We start from the raw sequence: 19431 nt of genomic DNA on the forward strand, positions 1-19431 counted from the left end.
TACAAGTCGCGAGCCTAGGCTTACTTGCTGAAGTCGTACCAATTATTGCTGTTAGGCGTGTACCAGGTGTAGCCTTTCACCTTGTTGCTGACGGCGAGCTGGTAACCGGGGTTGAACAGGAAGACCCAAGGAGCCTCCTCGACCACGATGTCTTGGACCTTCTTCATGTCAGCTTCGCGCGAGACTTCGTCGGTCGAAGTCAGCGCCTTATTGATCAGCGTATCGACCTCTTCGTTTTTGTACTTCGAGAAGTTCACCATTGACTGGCTGTTGATGAACAGATTGGCTACGTAAGCCGCATCTGGAACGATAGCCATGTCGCGGATGAAGAACATTGGCATTGTACCCTTGGAGTACCGCTCTACGAGGCTCGATGCGGGCAACTTAACGAGTTCCAATTCGACACCGGCGCGGGCAAACGCGGTCTTCAAAACGACGGCAATCTGCTCCTCCAAAGGCTCACCGGTCCGGTAGCCAAGCTCCGTCTTGAAGCCTTCCGGATAGCCGGCCTTGGCGAGTAGTTCCTTTGCCTTTTCGACATTGTCGTCATAGGCGAACGCTGCATCGCTATAGGCAGGATAGATCTCCGACACCGGGCTCTTCGTTGGACGAGCCGTATTCATGTAGACGCTTTGCTCAATCTCGGGACGTGGCACGAGGTAGTTCAGCGCTTGGCGTACCTCGACCTTGTCGAAGGGAGCCGCTGAATTGTTCATCTCCAGCCGGTGCGTGTAGTTGCCGAACACCTTCCAGACCTTGACGGTCGGGATCTTTTCGACGAGTGAGATCTCGCGCGGAGTCAACCACTCGGCCACATCGATCGCCCCGGCCTGAAGCGCGGCGACGCGGTTCGAAGACGTCGGCATTTCGCGGAAGATGACGCGCTTCAGCTTCGCCTCACCCCGATAATAGTTCGGGTTGGATTCATAGACGACCTCCTGGCCGGGGGAGAACTTTGCGATGTGATAGGGGGCGAAAGACGCGGAATCGGTCGCCAAATACCGAGCGGCCCAAGGATCCTCGGCTGTAATATGCTTTTTGACCTCGACAGAATCGATGATGCCGAGGTCGTTATTGATCCATATGCGTGCCAAGAGGAGCGACGGATTGGGGATCGTCACCTTAACGGTGTAGTCGTCGATCTTCTGGAAGGAATCGAAGCTTTCGATCTTAAGGATCTGGGTCATGTACCAATGGAACGTGGCTTTCATGCTCCAGCCGCGCTCGAAGGTCCACATAACGTCGTCGGCGTTCATCTCGTTGCCGACCGCGCTCTTCACGCCGCGGCGAAGATGGAAGGTGATGGACTTGTTGTCCGGCGAAAGCTCGTAGCTCTCCGCCAGCGCACCCTCGATCTTGGAGAAGTCCTCGACCTGAGCGCCGCTTTCGTCAGCTTTCATGCCGTAAACGAGAAGGCGCTCGAAGATATTCCTGCGTGCTTCATGGCCGGCTTCGGTCGGCGGGTACTCCTGATCGAGCGACTCCGGCGTCCGAGGACCCGCCACGATCAGCGTCTCGTTCGCCCCCTGCGCTACGGCAGTGGACGTTGCCGCCAAGAGGGACAACGCCAGGGCGGAAAGAGTAGATGACCATTTGTTCATGCGCATTGCTGTCACTCCTTGAGAAGGATTTCTGGGAAGTTTGCATTTTTCCGGTTTGGGGAGCGGCACCGGGCGCGCTTTACAACCTCCAACAGCACCGCGACGGGAGGTATCTCGAAGAACTCGCAATCCGCGTCGGAGCCGTCCTTGTGGACATGCATCGCGAAGTGGCCGCCGGAGCCCAGCGTTGTCAGCGGTGCGTGCCAGACCGCCGGATGGTACTGGATGACGGATTGAACGGGGACGACGAATGCGCGAAGGCCTGTCAGATCGGGTTTTCCGTCCGATGCCGTTGGGGCCGTCACGATGAGATAGGGTTCGGGCTCAAGGGGAAAGAACGCCTGTGTCGAGTGGACGTGGCGCTCCAGAAGGCGCAGGACGTGTTGGTTGGTCGCGAGGGGCTTCGCCGCGACCAGTCTTTCCAAAGTGGCTCCTGCATTGGAGCGGCCGTTCCACGGCGCCAGCGAGCCCGAAGTTCCCAAGATAACATCGCCGAATGGCTCGAAAGCTTCCGGGGTAATAAGGATCGGGATGAGTTCAAGCATCGGCGGAATCCTGGCGTTCGAGCCAAGCACGCGCGATGTCTTCCCTAGTTGCGAACCAGACATCGCCGTACTGTCCAGCAAAGTCGAAGAAGCGCTTGAGGGAGCGAATGCGTCCCGGCCGCCCGATCATGCGGGGATGGAGGCCGATGGACATCATTCGCGGACCGCTGGCGGCCTCGGCATAAAGGACTTCGAACGTCTCCCGCATATAAAGGAAGAAGTCGTCGGCTTGGGCGAGGCCCGGAGAGTTCCAGAAGCGAATGTCGTTGACGTCGCAAGTGTACGGAACCACGAGACGGCGCTGCCCGGCCACGGTCACGAAGTACGGAACGTCGTCGTTGTAGGCATCTGAATCGTAGAGGAAACCGCCTTCCTCGGTTATCAGCTTCCGAGTGCGGACGCTTGGCCCGTATCGGCAGTACCAGCCCACTGGACGCTTCCCGCAAGTCTTCTCGAATGATCGGATGGCCAGCGCAATGTGCTCGCGCTCTTCATCCTCCGTCAGTCGAAAAACCTCTTCCCAGCGGTAGCCGTGGCTGCAGATCTCATGGCCGTCATCGACTGCAATGCGTGCAACAGCGGGATTTTGCTCAAAGGCAACGGCGCAGGCGAAGAAAGTAGCGGGGACATGCGAATCCTTGAGCGCATCGAGGATGCGCCAGATCCCGACGCGCGAGCCGTACTCGTACATCGACTCCATCGCCAGGTTCCGGATGTCCTTCGGAAAGGGATAACTCCCCCACTCCGTCATCGCCTCTTGATCGGGATCACCCATGGCGAAGGATCGCTCCGACCCCTCTTCGTAGTTGACAACCACGTTGATCGCGAGCCGTGCGCCGTTCGGCCATGTTCCGGTCGGGCGTGTTTGGCCGTAGCCGACTAAGTCCCGGGTCGGTTCTGAATTTCCCATCGCAGCCACTCATCTCTAATTATTGCCTGCAGGATTGCGTGCAATAATTAGAGCGATGCAAGTGGCGTGCCAAACGGGATGCTAGGTCTACAGAGCCAAGGCGCTGCGTGCTTCAGTTCTGCAAAAATTCGTAGATGTCAGCTTCAAGGCGCCTAGTGTCACTTAGATCCAAGCTTGAAAGGATATGGTCGAAATGATGGATCATCTCGTGCGCCGCTTCTTCCGGTCGTCCCTGCGCGATGAGATCTACTAGCCTCTCATGCTCATGCGTTAGGCATAGAATGCCACTTTTTCGTTCATAAACGGATTGAATGAGGACGCCGCGGCGAATCAGAACAGCGAGCATCTTTTCGAAGACAGGGTTCCCCCCGATCTTTGCGATTAAGTGGTGAAACTCGCTCGCAATTCGGTTGACACCGGAATCCTGTTTATCGAACGCTTCACGTTCGTACCGAAGTTGATCGCGTAAGCGGGCGATATCCGCAGGTGTTGCACGTTGACATGCCAGCTTTACAACAACAATCTCAAGTTCTCGTCGGGCCTCATAAACGTGGCGCGCATCTTCGACGGTGGGTCGGCTTATGAAAGCTCCGCGGTTGAGTTTGAACACAACTACGTCTTCGTCTCGCAAACGTTCCAGGACCCGGCGGACACGTGATCGGGGAACAGCGTAGGCTTCAGCCAGCTTGACCTCATTTAAGTGTTCCCCCGCGCGCAGATGTTTGTCGATGATTGCGTCGACAAGCCGATCATAGATCAGGTCCTCGGTCGGATGCTTCCCTCTTAGTTTTACCTCTAGCTGATCGCTGTCCATTCTTCTTCCAGTACACACGTCTTTAGGTGAGATAACGATATTTTCGTCCAGGCATAAAGGTAATGACCTTCCATTGCTAGGACAACAAATACGCTTAGAGATGGCTCGGTTTGTCTGAACAGTTTCGGGTGAGAGCGGCGGCAATATCGGCCGCAGAAACTCCGGCGAGCTCATGCCGGTCCATGAAGATAGGCATTGTTTCCTCCCGAGAGTATGTCGTTGCCTCATCTGGCGGCCAGATTACGACGTCACCGATTGACCGTCCACCGTTCATACGGGTGACGTGGAAAACACAGAAGCACCGAAAGAGCGATACTCATTCGCATTATGTAAGGGGTGGAGGTGCTGCGCGACTTCCGTCCGCGATTGCCCGCTTCTTACCTGCGTTTGACCATGCGGCGGAGCAACGAGCCGGACCGGGCCTTCCTCGGAATGAGGTGGATATCGCTGACCAGCTTCGCGCCACCTTCCCGGCGTTCCAGCGTAATCTTGCGGCTGTGGAAGGCCTCCAGCTCGGCGCGATGTGCCACGCTGATGATCGTAGCATCTGGCAATTCGTCGATGACCGTCTGCATCATCCTGTCCTGGCTTTTTTCATCCAGGGCGGCGGTCGCTTCGTCCATGACGATGATATCGGGATCGTTCAGCAGCAGGCGGGCAAAGGTGAGCCGCTGTTTTTCACCACCGGAGAGCGTCTGGTCCCACGGCGCCTCTTCTTCCACCTTGTCCTTGAGGTGGCCGAGACCGACCTTGTCGAGAGCTGCGCCGATCTCGTCGGCAGTCCAGCTCTCCGCTGCCTGCGGATAACAGACCGCCCGACGAAGCGTTCCGGACGGGATATATGGCCGCTGCGGCAACATGAACAGCCGGCTGCCGGCACGAAAACTAACGCTGCCGCCGCCCCATGGCCACAGGCCGGCGATTGCCCGCACGAGCGTGCTTTTTCCGGATCCGGATTCACCTGCGACGAGCACCCGCTCGCCGGGTCCGATTTCGACATCGGTTTCCTTGACGACAGCAGTACCATCGCCCAGCGAAACGGATACATCCTTGAGGCTCAGCATCGTCTCACCCTCCGTTTCACCGCGCACGATCCGGCCGAGCGTATTGCTCTGTTCAGCCCGCTCGAGGCCGTCAAGCGACATCATCAGCGATGCGACGCGCCTTGCGCAGGCATTCCAGTCCGCCAGCCGGGGATAGTTATCGACCAGCCAGCCGAAGGCGGACTGAACGATGGTGAAAGCCGATGCCGCCTGCATGACCTGGCCCAGCGACATGCTTCCGTCGAGGAACTTCGGCGCGCACAGCAGGACCGGAACGACGGGCGCAATCAGCATCGATCCATGCGACACGACGGTGGTACGCATATATTGCTGCGCCATTCGCTTCCACTGATGCCGGACATTGCGGAACCTGCTGTCGAGATCGCTTCGCTCTTCTTCTTCGCCACCCAGCAGCGCAATGCTCTCGCCATTTTCCCTCACACGGGTCAGCGTATAGCGGAATTCCGCCTCGAGCTGGTTCTTGACTTCCGAGACTTTGACGAAGTTCCGGCCGATCCACGCAATCGAGCTTGAGGTTATAAGCGCGTAAATTACCGCTGCCACCACCAGAAAGCCGGGTATCGTTATCCAAACGCCGCCGATCGGCAACGTCAGCGCGCCGCCGATCGTCCACAGGACGACGATGAAGGTGGATGCCGATACGAAGGCGGCAATGACCCCTGCGACGAAATCCACCGGCGCTTCAGTGGCGATCCTCATGTCCTCCGACAGCCTCGCCTCCGGATTTTGATGGTCGCCGTCAATCAGGTTAAGCTGGTAATAGCGGCCATTTGCAATCCACCGGGAGACCAGCACCTTCGTCAACCAGGACCGCCAGCGCCGCTGGATCCGCATCCTGACATAGACCTGCGATGTTACGATCAGGACGCTGCCCAGAACCAGCGGCGGGAAAATGGAAGCGAGAAAATAGACCGTGGACGCATCCCGTTTTTCAATCGCGTCGAAGATGCCACGATTCCAGACGTTGACACCGTATTGGAAAGCGACATTGATGCCGATCATCACCAACAGGCCGATGGAGAAGGGCCATGCCAGCCCGTCGCCGCGGCGGCTCCAGAAGCCGCGCGCGCTGATCCAGAAGCGTTTCAGCAGATATTTTTTGCGGGCCTTTTCGGCTTCCTCGGGCGTCAGGCCCTCAGCAGGTTCGATTTCCTCCGGCGGCAGCGGTTCATCGGCTGCATTCTCGACATGTACTTTCCCTGCACCATTCTTGCCGGTGCCATCGGCTCGTTTCGAATTTGCGTCAGCATCGGTCATGGACGGCTAAACGGATGGCGGTTTGAAAGGTTGCCCGCCCGCAAAGATTTCCCGGGCAGGAAGGCACACGACCCCCGGACACATCCCTGCGTCAACGCACGCGCCTGCGTTGTGCGCCGCACAAACTTGGACAAATAGGCATGAAATTCGGACTTTTAGATACATATCATGCGCGATTATAGGGCTCGAGATATTCATCGTCTCCGGTCAGCAGATACCCTCTTAGGCCGGTCTCTGCGTCCTGCAGGTCGATCAGAAGCAGGTCGAGAGCAACGATCAGGGAGTGCGTTTGCGTAACGCGAGCGCTGTTGTCCCTAATGTTTTGAACGGTGAAGAAAGACAATGCTGCGCTTGCGACGAAAAACACGATCGCTGCCAGCAGTCCGACCAAGGCCGAGCATTCGGCTGCCAGTCAATACGGATGTCTTTCGGTGCATGTCGTGACTCTGAATATTTGGGTGGTCGAAGGACTGCGGCCGTTCATGGCCATCGGGGTGTGAGCGTTATGAATGTTTGAACCTGTCTGCGAGCGCACCGAAGCCGATCGCGCAATAAGAGTTCAGGTAGCAATAATTTGATCCAGAGCGCAAGAATGTACTGAAAATGGAACAAAAAGAATTGCTTGACCTAGAGGGCGTCGCTAAGCTCGCTCGGCGTTTGCAAAGGAAACACAGCGGCTTCAGCGCGGAAACCGTCCGTCCCGACTTAGGCGCCGCTTTCAGCTATTACTGGACCAGCAAACTGCATTTCAACCCCAATGCCGATGTCGGGCGAAAATGGAGACGCGGCCGTCATTACGCTCAGCGAGCAATCACGACTTCCGGCTGGCGTTATCGTGCCGCATTCTCGACGTGTTATTTCGCCATCTACGCCACTACCGAGACGACGATCGAATTCTTCGCGTACTCCATGACGCGCAGGGGTGGCCAAACCTTTTGCCGCTAAGCTGATGACTGCGTTTGCGCGGGGGAGGGGCTACGGTTCGATCCCCATCAAGACCATGAGCATTTCCTTTTCAATCTGGGAACTCAGGATGCCATCCACCCGCCGTCGACGAATAGATTGTGGCCGGTGATATAGGTCGCCTCGTCACTCGCTAGGAAAAGGGCAGCATTGGCTACGTCGTCCGGAGTACCCAAGCGTGGCCAAGGCGTCCGGGCATTGGAATAATCCATCCATTTCGGCTCGACCGCCCGGCCGCCCTTACCCGTCAATATCTTGCCGGGGGCGACGGCATTCGAGACGATGAGGTCTTTCGCATAGTCGGCAGCTATCTGCCTTGTCATATAAGCGACGCCAGCCTTGCTGACGCCATAGGCGAAGTCTTCCGGTGCGCTGATGTGGCCATGCTGGGAAGAGATGTGAACCAGACGCCCGCGAACCTCGCCGACGACTTCCTGTTTCAGCATCTGCCGGACAGCGGCGCGAGCGCAGAGATAGGCGCCCTTCAAGCTGACATCCATCACCCGATCCCAATCGGCTTCCGCTGTTTCGACAAGTGGCTTGCCGGCGCGCAGCACGGCATTGTTGACGAGGATGTCCAGTCGGCCGAAGCGAGATACGGTCTCCGCCACCATGGCGTCCACGTCACCTGCACTGGAAACGTCCGTCTGGACGAAGGCAGCTTTTCCACCCTCTTCCGCGACTATGTCGCAGACAGGCCGTCCGCCTTCAATGGCATCCGTCGTTATGTCCGCAACGATGACAGCGGCACCGTGGTTTGCAAACTTGCGGGTGATGGCGCGGCCGATGCCTGAAGAGCCGCCAGTGACAATGGCCACCCGGCCGGCAAGGCGTTGTGTCATGGAATTATCTCCGAAGCGTTGAAGGTGGGGCTGAAACGGTCGAGCCAATGCAGCAATTCATTCGCTGCCTGCTCGAGAGGGGTTCGGCGGTGAGCCGAAACCTGATCGATCTGTCGGTTATCGAGGGCAGGCCGGTCCTTGGGGTAACCGTAGCGAACTGAGGGGCGCTCAGCATCAATGCCGAAGCGGAAACCATCGATCTGCTGCCCGAGCACCTCACACCAGTCGATCAACGTCGTTATATCGCCACCGCCAAGATTGAAGAGTTGGGGTGCTATCGTTTCAGCAAGAAGCACATCGGCGATCCGCTTTGCAGCATCGCGTGAGTAAAGCCAATCGGCGGGGACAGCGCGTGGCAGCAAGCAAGGTTCTCCTGCACGCGCCTGCATGGCTATCTGGTGATGTGGGCTTAGCAGGCCTCTCGCATCCGTTGCGTGCTCCCAGGGGCCGAAAAGCGGGCCTAGCCGGATGATGCGCAGATCAAGCCTATTCAGATAAGCAAGCCTGTGCATGGCGCTTTCGGCGGCATGTTTGGAGATGCCATAAAGGGTTTCCGGTTGCGGTACGCTTCTGGCTTCGCAGAACCGGCCATCGACAGTCGGCGCAGCAGAACCATAAGCGGAAATCGAAGAGAGATAGACGATCCGCTCCGCTCCGATCTTGCCTGCCGCGCTCATCAGCCGGCAAGACCCGGCGATATTCACGTCGATGACCGTATCCGCGTCCCCGCGCTCCCGCTCCACGTCGGGCGTTATCGCCGCCGCATGAACGATATGGGTGATGGTGTTTTCATGGACGACTTGGGCGATGTTTTGGCTGTCGCGGATGTCGAGATAAGTGAAAGTCACCCGCCCGGCCCAATCGGCGTCGGGAAAAGGCGGAGATGCACGATCGCCACCGATGACGGTGATATCGCGCGACACCAGTTCCTCGCAGATAGCGGAGCCGACGAAGCCGCAGGCACCGGTGACGAGAACGACAGGGCTCGGCAATCGATCCGTCATTGTGCGAGCCCCGCATAGTGGCTGCGAAGCGCCTCGGTGATCTCTGCGGCCGCCGAGGATGCATCTTTGCCTGCGCTTCGCGATGCTGCTGCGGTTTTAGCGGCAAGTTCTGCCGCATGACTGCGGCGTAGATCCGCCAGTCTGCCACGCCGATAGCGCTCGGCTCCATCCACCATAGTCATCAGCACGTCCGAGCCAAGTCCTCGCGCAATTAGCGCGTCCAGGAGCTCGGTGTCGTCATCCAGATAGACGCTCCGCAGTCGGGAGAGGTCCAAGGCCGTGAGATCCGCCTTCATACCGGGAGCAAGTCGGCCGGTATCCGTGACGAACATGGCGCGGGCACCCGCCTCGGCTCCCATCAAAAGTGTTGAGGCCGCATCGAATTTGTCTGCCATCGGGTTGCTACGCGCCAGTAGGCCGCCAAGCCGTAATTCTGAAAGATAGTCTTCGCTGTCCTGAAGTGCGCAATTGTCGGTGCCAAGCGCGACGTCAAGTCCTGCGGCCTTCCAGCGGGCGATGTCGGGAGGGCCGTTGCCAAGCCGCATATTGGAGCCGGGATTGCTGACGATGACAAGACCCATCCGGGCCGCGTCGGCAATGTCGCTTTCAGCCGCCTGAGCGAAATGGGCAGCGCTTGCGCGTGTTGCGAATACGCCAAGTGATTGCAGCCGGTTGAGAACACCTTCCGGATAGAGGGTTTTCACGCACGCCGCCTGGGCCGGCGATTCCAGCAGGTGAAAGTGCAATCCGAGGCAGCGACGTGTCGCATCCTCTGCCATTGCCCGCCATGCCGCATCGCTGACCCATTGAGGACCGGCAGGGCCATAGGCCAGAGTGATTGTCGGATGACCGGCAAACTCTTCGCAAAGCCGCGCCATCAGGCCGAGGGTTCCCTCCAGCGACAGCCAGGCCGGGCGTGCCGACTGCAGCAGAGCCTGCGCGTCTGCCGAAAGACCAGCGCTGAAGACGTTCTCGTCAGCAGGCGGATAGACGAGGCCACCGCGATCGGCATAACCGACGCAAACGGTCGCGCGCAGGCCGGTTTCGACATAGGCGCGGATCGATGCGCGTAGTTCGGCTTCGTAATCACCGGAGGCATAACTGTAATTGGCGTGCAATGTCGCGGTAACGCCGTTTGCCAGCATCTCCTCGGCGGCGAGCCGGGTTACGGCGTATGCATCCGGCGCCCCGCGACCACGCCTGCGTGCGATCCATGGCTCAAGTTGATCGTCGGGATAGCCAAGCTGGATCTGGCTGAGACCTCGACCATGCTGGTGGGCGTTGACGAAACCCGGCATGAGGATCGCATCGGGAAATTGCTCTCGCTCTGCCGAAGTGTGGCGGGCGGCAAGATCCGTGGCCAATCCGATATCCACGATCTGGTCGCCCTCGATGGCGACCGCACCCTTTTTTATAATGGTGATGCCAACCGGAGGGTCTGCTCCGGCAGCAACGAAATCTGCCTCAAGCAAGCGCATGTTCAAAACAACTGGCGCGGCAGCCAAAGCGCCATATCGGGCCACGCGATAAGAACACCGGTAAAAGCAAGCATGAGAAGCACGAAAGGCGTTGCGCCTCGGATGACGTCAACGATCGAGCCTTGGCCGCGCACGCCTTGCACCACGTAAAGGTTCATGCCGATCGGTGGAGTAATCAGGCCGATCTCCATCATTAGCACCAGGAATATGCCGAACCACACCGGATCGATGCCGAGATGCACGATGAGCGGAAAGACGACTGGCAACGTGGCAATCATCATCGATAGCGTTTCCATGAAACAACCGAGGATGAGATAGAAAATGATCAGCAACAGTATGATTTCGATCGGGCCCGCGCCGAACTGTGAGACAAATGCAGTCAGTGCCTGTGGGATACCGAGAACTCCGATGACGAAGTTGAGGAACTGTGCGCCGACCATGATCAGAAGGATCATCGCTGAAATACGCACCGTTGCGACCATCGATTCGTGCATCAATGATATTGTGAAACGGCGCTTGGCGATCGCCACCAGGATTGAGCAAACGACGCCGATTGCCGCCGATTCTGTCGGCGTCGCCCACCCTGCGTAGATCGAGCCCATAACCACGACGAAGATGACGAAAGGTGGGAACATATCCAGAAGGCTCGCCATCTTGTCCGCGAAAGGTCGATCCGGAAGAGTCGGACCTGCAAGGTCAGGCTTCAACACGCAGATTATCGCGATCAGCATCATGAAGCAGGCTGTGAGAAGCAGGCCTGGTACAATGCCTGCGGCAAACAGTTGGCCGATCGAAGTGTTCGTCATCGATCCATAGATGATCATGTTGATCGATGGCGGTATGAGGATGCCGAGTGTGGCGCCGGCCGCGATCGAGCCGGTCGTCAGACGGTCGTCATACTTCCGTTCCTTTAGGATCGGGAGCGCAACCGTACCGATGGTGGCGGCGGTCGCGACCGAAGAACCTGAAACTGCTGCGAATACGGCGCTTGCGCCAATATTCGAATGCAGAAGTCCGCCTGGCAGCTTGCGCATCCAGTCAGACAGGCAGCGATAGAGGCCGTCCGCGACACCCGATCGCACGAGAATTTCGCCAAGGAAGACGAAGAGAGGGATGGCGGTCAGAATGAAATCGTTCTGGCCGCTCCACATCTGATTACCGAACCCGAGCAGGGTCGGCCAGCCGAGAAAGGCCCAAGCGCCGACAAAGGCGGTGAGGAAAAGCGCGACTGCCACCGGCAAGCCGATCAGCATCAGCCCGAGCATGACGAGAAAGCCTATCGAGGCTCCAAAAATACCGATCATCAGCGGAAAGCCTCCGAATTATTGCCAATCTCAACGCGTTCCTCTTCGATAATCTCATCAAGCGTCTTGATGCCGTAGAAACGGTTGAGCTGGCGGCGGTTCTTCACCGCCAGCAGCGTGGCATGCAGGGCAATCAGCGTCGCGGTAATACCGAAGACCACGAGACCAGCGACCCAGGCCAGTTGCGGCATCCAGAGCGGTGTCATCAGCGGCGTGCCCGAGAGCGAACCGAATTCGAGGCTTTCCGACAGTGCAGCCCAACTGCGCCAGGCGATGAATGCAGCCATCAGTGCGACACACCAGCACGATATCAGGTTCAGGATAACTTGGGGGCCGGTGCCGACGCGCTCCACAATGATCTCAACACGGGTGTGGGCCCGTTCCATAAGCGCATAGGAAAAGCCGAAGGCCGCAAGTATCGCCAGCACATAGCCGCCATATTCGTCCGAACCTTGCAGCGAAAAATTGAAGGCGGAGCGCATCACCACCTCGGCTGTAATCAGAAGTGTCAGGCCAAGCAGCATGTAGCCGGCGATCAGTGCCATCAGACGTGCGATAGGCAGAAGCGACCGCGTCATTGGGTTGTCGTTGGTGATCATGTCAAGCGATCCGTGGTGAATGGCCGGAATGAGGAGAAGGGCTGTCCAGGTGAACAGCCCTTCGCGCATCGGGTTACTTGATCGTCAGGCCGGCGGCTGCGCCAGCCGTCTTGTTCCAGGTTTCCGAGCAAGCCGCATCGATCTTGTTGCAGGTTTCCTTCCAGATCGGCAGTACGGTCTTTTCCGCCACGTCCTTGATTTTCTGACGATCGCTGTCGCTGATTGAAACCAGCTTCATGCTGAATTTTTTATGGTTGGCGCAGCTTGCTTCGCCTGTATTGCATGCGACGGCATCATCGTTGGCGGTGGTTGCGAGGTCCCACAGCTTGTCTTCCAGCGCCTTGAACTGAGTCATGAGGGCGGTCTGTTGCTCTGCTGACAGCTTTTTCCATGTGTCGAGATTCATGAAGTGGCCCTGTACCGAACCCGAAACGGAAAGGGGTAGCAGATAGGACGTTACTTCCGGCCAATTGCCTGTATTGCCTGAAGTTGGCGAGGTGACACCGCAGGAGGCGACGCCGCGCTGGAGGGCTGGATAAACTTCCGAGAACTGCAGCGTAACCGGTGTCGCACCAAAGCTTTCGAGCATGGCAGACATCGATGGCGTGAAGGATCGGACCTTCAGGCCCTTCAGGTCAGCAAGTTCCTTGATCTCCTGGTTGCAGTAGAAAACCTGAGGCCCGAAGGGCCACAGGGTCAGAACCTTGGCATTGAACTTCTGTTGCAAGCGCTGGTCAAAGGCGTCGCGATAGGCATCGACGACCTTACGGAGAGCCGGCATGTCGGTGGCAACGCCGATAAGGTCGACACCCTCGAAGAACGGATCGTCGCGGGAAGCCATACCGATTTGTACCGACATCACGTCGAAGGAGCCGCCTCGCAGCATGCGCAGAGCATCAGGCGCCTTCACTCCGACGACATCCATCGGATTGTAATTGACCGTAAGATCGACACCGGAGGCCGCGGGCAAGCCCTCGAAGAAGGAGCGCTCGATATCAACCTGTTTGTTGTTTTGGGAGAAATTGCCGGCCACTCGCATCGGCGTCTGAGCTGTCGCAGTCGTGACAGAAGCAATCAGGCTGGCCGCCAGCGATGAAGCGAGAAGAATATTGCGCATCGAGAACCCCTTTTTTGAATTCATTTATGACGCGAGTGTTGCAGATAAAAAATGTGTAGCCAACTGCAAATCGGATTTGAATGCAGAAAAAATAGACCAATAAGTGTTGTGGCTAAATATTCGGCATTGAAGTTGGAATTTTATGCAAAAAGCCCAGGAATTGCGGGTTTTATGGGCATTGATGCGTATGGTTTTCACTTGCGTTTCATGATGGAATTCGGCGATAAAAGAAAGAGATTTGGCGCTCGACCTGTACTTGGTTCGATGAGGGTGCGAAATTCGGGCGCACACAATGAATGTTGGAATAGTGAGATTTTGAATGCAAAATAGTGGTATTGATATCCAGCGAACGATTATCGCGATGCTGACTCCCTCATCGAATACGGTCGTCGAGCCCTTCACATGTGCGCTGGCGCAGCCGCTATTTCCGCAAGTAAGTGTGCATTTCGGCCGTTTCCGCGTTGTACGCATTGCGCTGGACAGCGATTCCAACCAGCAATTCAAGCTCGATCCCATCTATCAGGCAGCCGAGCTTTTAATGGACGCCAATCCGGATGTGATTGCCTGGAACGGTACGTCTGCAAGTTGGCTCGGCTTTGATACGGACGCGAAACTCTGCGCCACCTTTCGCGAGCGTTTCAACGTCAAGGCTACGAGTGCGATTCTCAGCCTCAATCGGCTGATCGATAAGCTGGGCGTGAAGCGGCTTGGACTTGTAAGTCCCTATACTGATGACGTGCAGCAGAGGATCATAGACAATTATCGCGATATCGGCGTCGAAACCGTGGCCGAAAGCCATTCGGGCCTTTCGGAAAACTTCGCCTTCGCACAGGTCACCGAGGAGCAAATCGCCGAAATGTGCCGGGATGTCGCAAAGTCAAAACCAGATGCAATCGTGATCCTTTGCACCAATATGCGCGGCCCGATGATCGCGGCAGAACTTGAGCAGGAACTCGGTATTCCGGTACTCGATTCGGTGGCCTTCACCCTTTGGGGGTGCCTTGAAGAGACAGGCGTGCCGATGACGGCGCTTTCCAAATTCGGCAGGATGTTTACGGTCTGATGCGGCTTCATGCGCCGCAATAATTTGCGAAATACCGGAAACCATCAATGAATGCAGACAAACAAACCGCTCCGCTCCAACGCGACGAGACGCTGGATGATGCCACGTCTGGCAGCCCATCAACGTTGCACGACAATTTGCTGACGGGGCTGCGGGCCATGTTCATGGCGAGTGAGTTGCCGGATGGATCTCGTATACCAGAGGCAGAATTATGCCAGCGTTTCGGCGTCTCACGCACACCTCTCCGCGAAGCGCTGAAGGTGATGGCTGCAGAGGGATTTGTCATACTGCGACCCAATCGAGGTGCGATTGTAGCGCCGATCGACCCGGAAGAGGTCGGGCCGCTCTTTGAGTTCAAGGGGGCATTGGAGCGGCTGATCGGGCTGACGGCGGCCGAGCGTGCGACAGACGAGGAGATCGTAGCGCTGGAAGCGATTCATCTTCAGCTCAATGAAGCACTCAGTGCCGGTAGGCACGACGAGTACACGCATCTCAACTACAAATTCCACCGCGGCCTCGCCCAGGCCACTCGCAATCTTTTGCTGATCCAGAATTATGAAACAGTCCAGCAGAAGATTTGGCGCTACCGCTTTCTGGTCAACGAGCACGACAGAAGACTGCAGCAATCCTTCGCCGAACATGAGCGCATTTTGACTGCACTTAAGGCGCGCACACCCCTAGATCTTGCCGAGCGGCTGGAATCGCACAGCCGCCTGACCGGCGAGGCAATGCTTGCCGTCGTTGCAAGCAGGAAACTCGAAACGGCATCAGCGACCGCGAAAAAGCGCCGCACTGGCGCAAGGCGATCCCCCAATCCCATCGAAACGGAGCAAGCCTGATCATGTATGACACCATCATCAAGGGAGGCCGTGTCGCTACGGCATCCGATGTCTTTACCTGTGACATTGCTATCCGCGATGGGAAGATCGTCGCCCTTGGCACGGATCTTGGAGAGGCCCGAGATGTGATTGATGCCGGCGGTCGCTGGGTCCTTCCCGGCGGCATAGACAGCCACGTCCATATCTCCCAGCCTTCGGGCGAAGGCATCGTCATGGCCGATGATTTCGAAAGTGCGACGCGTTCCGCCGCAATGGGCGGCAACACCACAATCCTGCCGTTTTGCCTGCAGGAGAGCGGACAGTCTCTACGCACGGCGATCGAGAACTACCATGCCAAGGCTGAAGGACAGTGCTATACCGACGTATCCTTTCATATGATCATTTCAGATCCGAGCCCTCAGGTTCTCGGTCAGGAACTACCGGCGCTGGTACGCGACGGCTATACATCCTTCAAAATCTTCATGACCTATGACGGTCTTGCGCTCGGCGACCTCGATATCCTGCGGGTCATGGCGGTTGCCAAAGATACCCGTGCCTTGGTGATGATCCACGCAGAAAATTACGACATCATCCGCTATCTGACCGAACAATTCGAGACCGAAGGCAAGACGGCGCCGAAATATCACGCTTCTTCTCGGCCGAAGATCGCCGAGCGTGAGGCAACTTACCGTGCCATCTCGCTGGCTGAACTGTCGGACGTCCCTCTTATGGTCGTGCATGTTTCCAACCGCGAGACGATGGAGGAAATCCGGCGTGCTCGACAGCGCGGACTGCGAATCTACGGTGAGACCTGCCCGCAATATCTGGTACTGACCGAAAACGATCTCGACGGCCTTAACATGGAGGGCGCGAAATATGTCTGCTCGCCACCGCCGCGCGATGTCGACAGTCAGGAGGCGTGTTGGGAAGGGCTGCAGCAGGATGTGTTTTCGGTATTTTCATCCGACCATTGCCCTTTTCGTTACGATGACTCGCAGGGCAAACTCACGCCAAAGGGGCGAACCAGCTTCCGCTGGGTCCCGAACGGCATTCCGGGCGTCGGTGCGCGTCTGCCGATCCTGTTTTCGGAAGGTGTCATGAAGGGGCGTATCGATATAAACAGATTCGTGGCTGTTACCTCAACCAACCATGCCAAGGCCTATGGCCTCTATCCGCGTAAGGGCACGATAGCTATTGGAGCCGACGCCGATATCGCGATCTGGGATCCGGAGATCAGACAGGTGCTCACTCATTCGATGCTGGACGACGGTTCTGATTACACCCCCTATGAAGGGCTTGAGCTAACCGGCTGGCCAATCTTGACTATGGTGCGCGGCAAAGTCGTCGTCTGCGAAGGAAAACTCTCGGCCGATAAGGGTGTCGGCACCTATCTGCCTCGCGAGATCAGCAGCTACGCCTGACGCAAGATGGAGTGCCCGTTCATGACAGGCCACTCGTTTTCATTTGCTGAGACGATGGTTCAGGCAATCGCCTATCATTCTAATATAGACCGGCCGGGCGAAAGCTAGCCGGCATTGGCCGGAGGTTTCAACCTTCCACCATGATGTTTCATCAAAGGTCGAGGGGGAAAATTACATCAAGAGCTTGAGGGCCGCGAATAGACACTGGCGGCGTAAATTATCCTGGAAATTGTCATTCAATTGCATTACCATATCGTCTTGGTATGGAGATAGTCATGGCAGCCAACGCACTCGTCCAAACACGTATTGATGCCGAAGTTCGGGATCGTGCTTCTGCCGTGCTTGAAAGCATGGGCCTCACAGTATCTGATGCGGTTCGTATCATGCTCACCCGAACCGCGAACGAGGGGGCGCTGCCTCTTGAACTTCTTTCTGGGAGCGAAGCGCATGACGCTTGGTTTCGGACCAAGGTGCTCGAAGCGTTGACCGATACTCGGCCGGATTTATCGGACGACGAGGCCGAGGCGCATTTTGCCAAACGCCGAATAGCGGCCCGCCTTAAAGCTGGTGCGGCAGAATCGTGAAGCTTACTTGGTCTGCGTACGCGTTGTCGGATCGCGACGCCATCTTCACATATATCGAGGCAGATAACCCTGCAGCCGCCGCTCTGGTCGACGAACGGATAGTCGCCGCCGTCCGTCGCTTGCTCGACTTCCCTGCCAGCGGGCGAATGGGTAGGATTGCCGGGACGCGCGAACTCGTCATCAACGGTACGCCTTATATCGCCGCCTACGCCATTACCGAAACGACAGTTCGAATTCTTCGCGTACTCCATGGCGCGCAGGAGTGGCCAGAATATCTGCCGCGGAGCTGAGCGACTACAATCAAGTGGGCCAATGGTTCAATTCCACTCTACAGCCAATACTGGTATCCGTCTGCGGATAGCGGAACTTGGTATCGGTTAGCCCTGCAGCATCCGACAACTGCGCCGCGAGAAGCTGCGCAGTCAGGATATCGAGGATCGCCCGCGCGATCAGGTTTTCTTGTGCCGGCACGCGCATGACGGTGAGCAGGGAGCCATCCCGGATCTCCGGGTTCGCGGTGACCAGAAGTACCGGGCAACCGAGCTCCTCGAGCTGGCGCGCCATCTGCAGCTCCCGTCCATCGCCGAACACGACGACGCCCGTCTTGCTGTCCATGGATTCCATCGGCCCATGGAGATTGTGGCGGGTTTCCGACGGGCCGGCGGGAATCCGGGATGCTTCTCGGATGAGGAGCGAGGCGCCGTCGGCGGTTCCGAGCGAGGCGCCTGCACCGACGCAATCTATAGCGCGGCGATCGCGGAAGAGCTCGCCGAGCCTTTCCAGCTTGCTTCCCGCATCTGCAAGCACCTGTGCTGCAAGCTTTGGGATCGTATTCCAATCTGCGCTGCTACCTCCGCAGATCTTGTCGACGACGAGACCGGCAACGGCGAGCGTGCCGGTGTAACCCGTGCTCGACGGGGTGGCGTCGGAGCCGTTGTTGATCATGGCATGCAGGCCGGCAGCCTTTGCCAGCGGGCTCTCCGGATCCTTGGTGATAGCGAGTTTTGCTGCCTTCGAATTAGCATTGAGCGCATCCACGGTCTCGACGCTGCGGCCCCGGTGAGAGAGCGCGATGATCGCGTCGGCAGCATCGCCACCCATCATATCAACCTGGCGGAGCGGAAACGCCCGGCGGCCGCGACGCGTCAATTCACCGGCAACCACAGTTGCCGCGGCATAGCTGGCGCCGATGCCGGTAATGCCAATGAGGCCAGAGCCGAATGCCGAGAGGTCGAGGCCCTGGACCTCGGCGCTGGCTGCAGAAAAACTGTCGGCAAGCGATTCCGGCTGCCGCGCGATGGTGGATCGATAGCTCATGGATGGTCCTTTCAAGAAGTCTGCGTTCAGGAAGAAGAGGAAACGGGGCGGGGTGCGATGGTCGCTGCGGAATTGAGGCGGGCTGCAAGGCGGCAGGCGCCCTCGACAGGCGGGCCGGTAAACAGCCGAGCGGTCATCCCGCCGTCAAAACGATTGGTGATTTGTTCGGAAAAGGCGTTCCACAGCATCGGCTGGGAGGCGATGACGCTGCCGCCGGCAACAACCGATGTCGCCGTGGCTCCGTTGTGCTTGAGGCGCGCCACCAGATCGGCGAGCTCTTTGGCGCCGTCACGCACCACCTGGCGGGCAAGCACCGATCCCGCTTCCGCAGCCTCGAAAATGACGTGAGCATGCCGGCCGAGTTGGGCGGCGCTGCCGCTTCGCCCAATTGTGCTGCCGATGCGCGCCGCTGATTTGATCTCGAGCGCCTCGAACAGCAGCCTAACCAGGGGTTCTTCCTTGACGCCACCGTAATCAAGATGCAGAGCCACAGCTCTTGCCGCCTCGCGCATCAGGCCGGAGGCGCTGCCCTCGTCGCCGATCACCCATCCCCAACCGCCCGCGACCAGCATGCGGCCGTCGAGATTGCGGCAGACCGCGATCGATCCTGTGCCGGCCACCACCCCCATCCCGTCAACGATATCGAAGGCCGCCGGCGGCGTTGTCACGTTGTTCGACTGAGGCCGGACGAAGCGCTTTCAGTTAAACTCAGGCAGTTGCGCCGGTCACG

20 protein-coding genes are annotated in these 19431 nt (G+C 57.9%); 6 read left to right on the plus strand and 14 right to left on the minus strand.

Annotated elements, in window-relative coordinates; translation table 11 throughout:
* Nucleotides 1–20 precede the first annotated feature (20 nt).
* From DOU54_RS02925 to DOU54_RS02950, 6 genes are all read right to left on the minus strand, one after another.
* Nucleotides 21–1607 (minus strand): ABC transporter substrate-binding protein, encoded by a 1587-nt coding sequence (locus DOU54_RS02925; RefSeq protein ID WP_113730521.1) that lies wholly within the window; start codon nt 1605–1607, stop codon nt 21–23.
* Nucleotides 1608–1612: 5 nt separating this feature from the next.
* Nucleotides 1613–2146 (minus strand): ureidoglycolate lyase, encoded by a 534-nt coding sequence (locus DOU54_RS02930; RefSeq protein WP_113730565.1) that lies wholly within the window; start codon nt 2144–2146, stop codon nt 1613–1615.
* On the minus strand, nt 2139–3056 hold the full coding sequence (locus DOU54_RS02935; protein ID WP_113730523.1) for an allantoinase PuuE: 918 nt from the start codon (nt 3054–3056) through the stop codon (nt 2139–2141). The genes DOU54_RS02930 and DOU54_RS02935 overlap by 8 nt, the downstream gene beginning before the upstream one ends.
* 112 nt (nt 3057–3168) lie before the next feature.
* Nucleotides 3169–3870 carry a GntR family transcriptional regulator gene (locus DOU54_RS02940; protein WP_193603287.1) on the minus strand — a complete coding sequence of 234 codons (702 nt, stop codon included), beginning with the start codon at nt 3868–3870 and terminating at the stop codon, nt 3169–3171.
* A 377-nt stretch (nt 3871–4247) separates the two neighbouring features.
* Nucleotides 4248–6191: an ABC transporter ATP-binding protein/permease gene (locus tag DOU54_RS02945; RefSeq protein ID WP_113730527.1), complete on the minus strand. Its 1944-nt coding sequence runs from the start codon at nt 6189–6191 to the stop codon at nt 4248–4250.
* 166 nt (nt 6192–6357) lie between these two features.
* On the minus strand, nt 6358–6582 hold the full coding sequence (locus DOU54_RS02950; RefSeq protein WP_193603288.1) for a CHASE3 domain-containing protein: 225 nt from the start codon (nt 6580–6582) through the stop codon (nt 6358–6360).
* A gap of 212 nt (nt 6583–6794) precedes the next feature.
* Between DOU54_RS02950 and DOU54_RS02955 the strand changes: the two genes are divergently transcribed.
* Nucleotides 6795–7136 (plus strand): hypothetical protein, encoded by a 342-nt coding sequence (locus DOU54_RS02955; protein ID WP_113730531.1) that lies wholly within the window; start codon nt 6795–6797, stop codon nt 7134–7136.
* An 83-nt stretch (nt 7137–7219) separates the two neighbouring features.
* On the opposite strand, the gene DOU54_RS02960 is transcribed toward DOU54_RS02955, so the two are convergent.
* The 6 genes from DOU54_RS02960 to DOU54_RS02985 are packed head-to-tail and all read right to left on the minus strand — an operon-like array spanning nt 7220 to nt 13498.
* On the minus strand, nt 7220–7996 hold the full coding sequence (locus DOU54_RS02960; protein WP_072492924.1) for an SDR family NAD(P)-dependent oxidoreductase: 777 nt from the start codon (nt 7994–7996) through the stop codon (nt 7220–7222).
* Nucleotides 7993–9000, minus strand: coding sequence for an NAD-dependent epimerase/dehydratase family protein (locus DOU54_RS02965; protein ID WP_072492923.1), 1008 nt, complete (start codon nt 8998–9000; stop codon nt 7993–7995). The genes DOU54_RS02960 and DOU54_RS02965 overlap by 4 nt, the downstream gene beginning before the upstream one ends.
* The gene (locus DOU54_RS02970; protein ID WP_210206187.1) at nt 8997–10472 is read right to left on the minus strand and encodes an amidohydrolase family protein; all 1476 of its coding nucleotides are present in this window, start codon (nt 10470–10472) and stop codon (nt 8997–8999) included. Before DOU54_RS02970 ends, DOU54_RS02965 begins: the two co-directional genes overlap by 4 nt.
* Before the next feature lie 8 nt (nt 10473–10480).
* Nucleotides 10481–11782, minus strand: a complete 1302-nt coding sequence (locus DOU54_RS02975) for a TRAP transporter large permease (protein WP_113730535.1) — start codon at nt 11780–11782, stop codon at nt 10481–10483.
* Nucleotides 11782–12450 carry a TRAP transporter small permease subunit gene (locus DOU54_RS02980; protein WP_234797322.1) on the minus strand — a complete coding sequence of 223 codons (669 nt, stop codon included), beginning with the start codon at nt 12448–12450 and terminating at the stop codon, nt 11782–11784. The genes DOU54_RS02975 and DOU54_RS02980 overlap by 1 nt, the downstream gene beginning before the upstream one ends.
* A gap of 4 nt (nt 12451–12454) precedes the next feature.
* On the minus strand, nt 12455–13498 hold the full coding sequence (locus DOU54_RS02985; RefSeq protein WP_072492920.1) for a TRAP transporter substrate-binding protein: 1044 nt from the start codon (nt 13496–13498) through the stop codon (nt 12455–12457).
* Nucleotides 13499–13859: 361 nt separating this feature from the next.
* On the opposite strand from DOU54_RS02985, the gene DOU54_RS02990 reads away from it, so the two are divergent.
* From DOU54_RS02990 to DOU54_RS03010, 5 genes are all read left to right on the plus strand, one after another.
* Entirely contained in the window at nt 13860–14561 is a 702-nt protein-coding gene (locus tag DOU54_RS02990; protein ID WP_234797321.1) for a maleate cis-trans isomerase family protein, read from the plus strand.
* A gap of 47 nt (nt 14562–14608) precedes the next feature.
* The gene (locus DOU54_RS02995; protein WP_113730537.1) at nt 14609–15400 is read left to right on the plus strand and encodes a GntR family transcriptional regulator; all 792 of its coding nucleotides are present in this window, start codon (nt 14609–14611) and stop codon (nt 15398–15400) included.
* Between the two features lie 2 nt (nt 15401–15402).
* Nucleotides 15403–16800, plus strand: coding sequence for a dihydropyrimidinase (gene hydA / locus DOU54_RS03000; protein WP_072492918.1), 1398 nt, complete (start codon nt 15403–15405; stop codon nt 16798–16800).
* Between the two features lie 275 nt (nt 16801–17075).
* Complete coding sequence (locus DOU54_RS03005) at nt 17076–17384, plus strand: type II toxin-antitoxin system RelB/DinJ family antitoxin (RefSeq protein WP_072493407.1); 309 nt, start codon at nt 17076–17078, stop codon at nt 17382–17384.
* Nucleotides 17381–17674, plus strand: a complete 294-nt coding sequence (locus tag DOU54_RS03010; RefSeq protein ID WP_072492917.1) for a type II toxin-antitoxin system RelE/ParE family toxin — start codon at nt 17381–17383, stop codon at nt 17672–17674. The genes DOU54_RS03005 and DOU54_RS03010 overlap by 4 nt, the downstream gene beginning before the upstream one ends.
* Before the next feature lie 10 nt (nt 17675–17684).
* Here the strand turns inward: DOU54_RS03010 and DOU54_RS03015 are convergent, their stop codons facing one another.
* Together DOU54_RS03015 and DOU54_RS03020 are read right to left on the minus strand one after the other, a co-directional pair.
* Nucleotides 17685–18701: an SIS domain-containing protein gene (locus DOU54_RS03015; protein ID WP_113730540.1), complete on the minus strand. Its 1017-nt coding sequence runs from the start codon at nt 18699–18701 to the stop codon at nt 17685–17687.
* Between the two features lie 26 nt (nt 18702–18727).
* Complete coding sequence (locus tag DOU54_RS03020) at nt 18728–19369, minus strand: N-acetylglucosamine kinase (protein WP_080823396.1); 642 nt, start codon at nt 19367–19369, stop codon at nt 18728–18730.
* Between the last annotated feature and the right edge of the window lie 62 nt (nt 19370–19431).

This window comes from Agrobacterium sp. MS2 (assembly GCF_003261015.1).
Taxonomy (GTDB): Bacteria; Pseudomonadota; Alphaproteobacteria; order Rhizobiales; family Rhizobiaceae; genus Agrobacterium; species Agrobacterium pusense.

Bases quoted from the DNA above. Each gene is read 5' to 3' on its own strand.
- DOU54_RS02925 (WP_113730521.1), bottom strand. From the start codon at position 1,607: ATGCGCATGAACAAATGGTCATCTACTCTTTCCGCCCTGGCGTTGTCC.
- DOU54_RS02930 (WP_113730565.1), bottom strand. From the start codon at position 2,146: ATGCTTGAACTCATCCCGATCCTTATTACCCCGGAAGCTTTCGAGCCA.
- DOU54_RS02935 (WP_113730523.1), bottom strand. From the start codon at position 3,056: ATGGGAAATTCAGAACCGACCCGGGACTTAGTCGGCTACGGCCAAACA.
- DOU54_RS02940 (WP_193603287.1), bottom strand. From the start codon at position 3,870: ATGGACAGCGATCAGCTAGAGGTAAAACTAAGAGGGAAGCATCCGACC.
- DOU54_RS02945 (WP_113730527.1), bottom strand. From the start codon at position 6,191: ATGACCGATGCTGACGCAAATTCGAAACGAGCCGATGGCACCGGCAAG.
- DOU54_RS02955 (WP_113730531.1), top strand. From the start codon at position 6,795: ATGGAACAAAAAGAATTGCTTGACCTAGAGGGCGTCGCTAAGCTCGCT.
- DOU54_RS02960 (WP_072492924.1), bottom strand. From the start codon at position 7,996: ATGACACAACGCCTTGCCGGCCGGGTGGCCATTGTCACTGGCGGCTCT.
- DOU54_RS02965 (WP_072492923.1), bottom strand. From the start codon at position 9,000: ATGACGGATCGATTGCCGAGCCCTGTCGTTCTCGTCACCGGTGCCTGC.
- DOU54_RS02975 (WP_113730535.1), bottom strand. From the start codon at position 11,782: ATGATCGGTATTTTTGGAGCCTCGATAGGCTTTCTCGTCATGCTCGGG.
- DOU54_RS02980 (WP_234797322.1), bottom strand. From the start codon at position 12,450: ATGCGCGAAGGGCTGTTCACCTGGACAGCCCTTCTCCTCATTCCGGCC.
- DOU54_RS02985 (WP_072492920.1), bottom strand. From the start codon at position 13,498: ATGCGCAATATTCTTCTCGCTTCATCGCTGGCGGCCAGCCTGATTGCT.
- DOU54_RS02990 (WP_234797321.1), top strand. From the start codon at position 13,860: ATGCTGACTCCCTCATCGAATACGGTCGTCGAGCCCTTCACATGTGCG.
- DOU54_RS02995 (WP_113730537.1), top strand. From the start codon at position 14,609: ATGAATGCAGACAAACAAACCGCTCCGCTCCAACGCGACGAGACGCTG.
- hydA (WP_072492918.1), top strand. From the start codon at position 15,403: ATGTATGACACCATCATCAAGGGAGGCCGTGTCGCTACGGCATCCGAT.
- DOU54_RS03005 (WP_072493407.1), top strand. From the start codon at position 17,076: ATGGCAGCCAACGCACTCGTCCAAACACGTATTGATGCCGAAGTTCGG.
- DOU54_RS03015 (WP_113730540.1), bottom strand. From the start codon at position 18,701: ATGAGCTATCGATCCACCATCGCGCGGCAGCCGGAATCGCTTGCCGAC.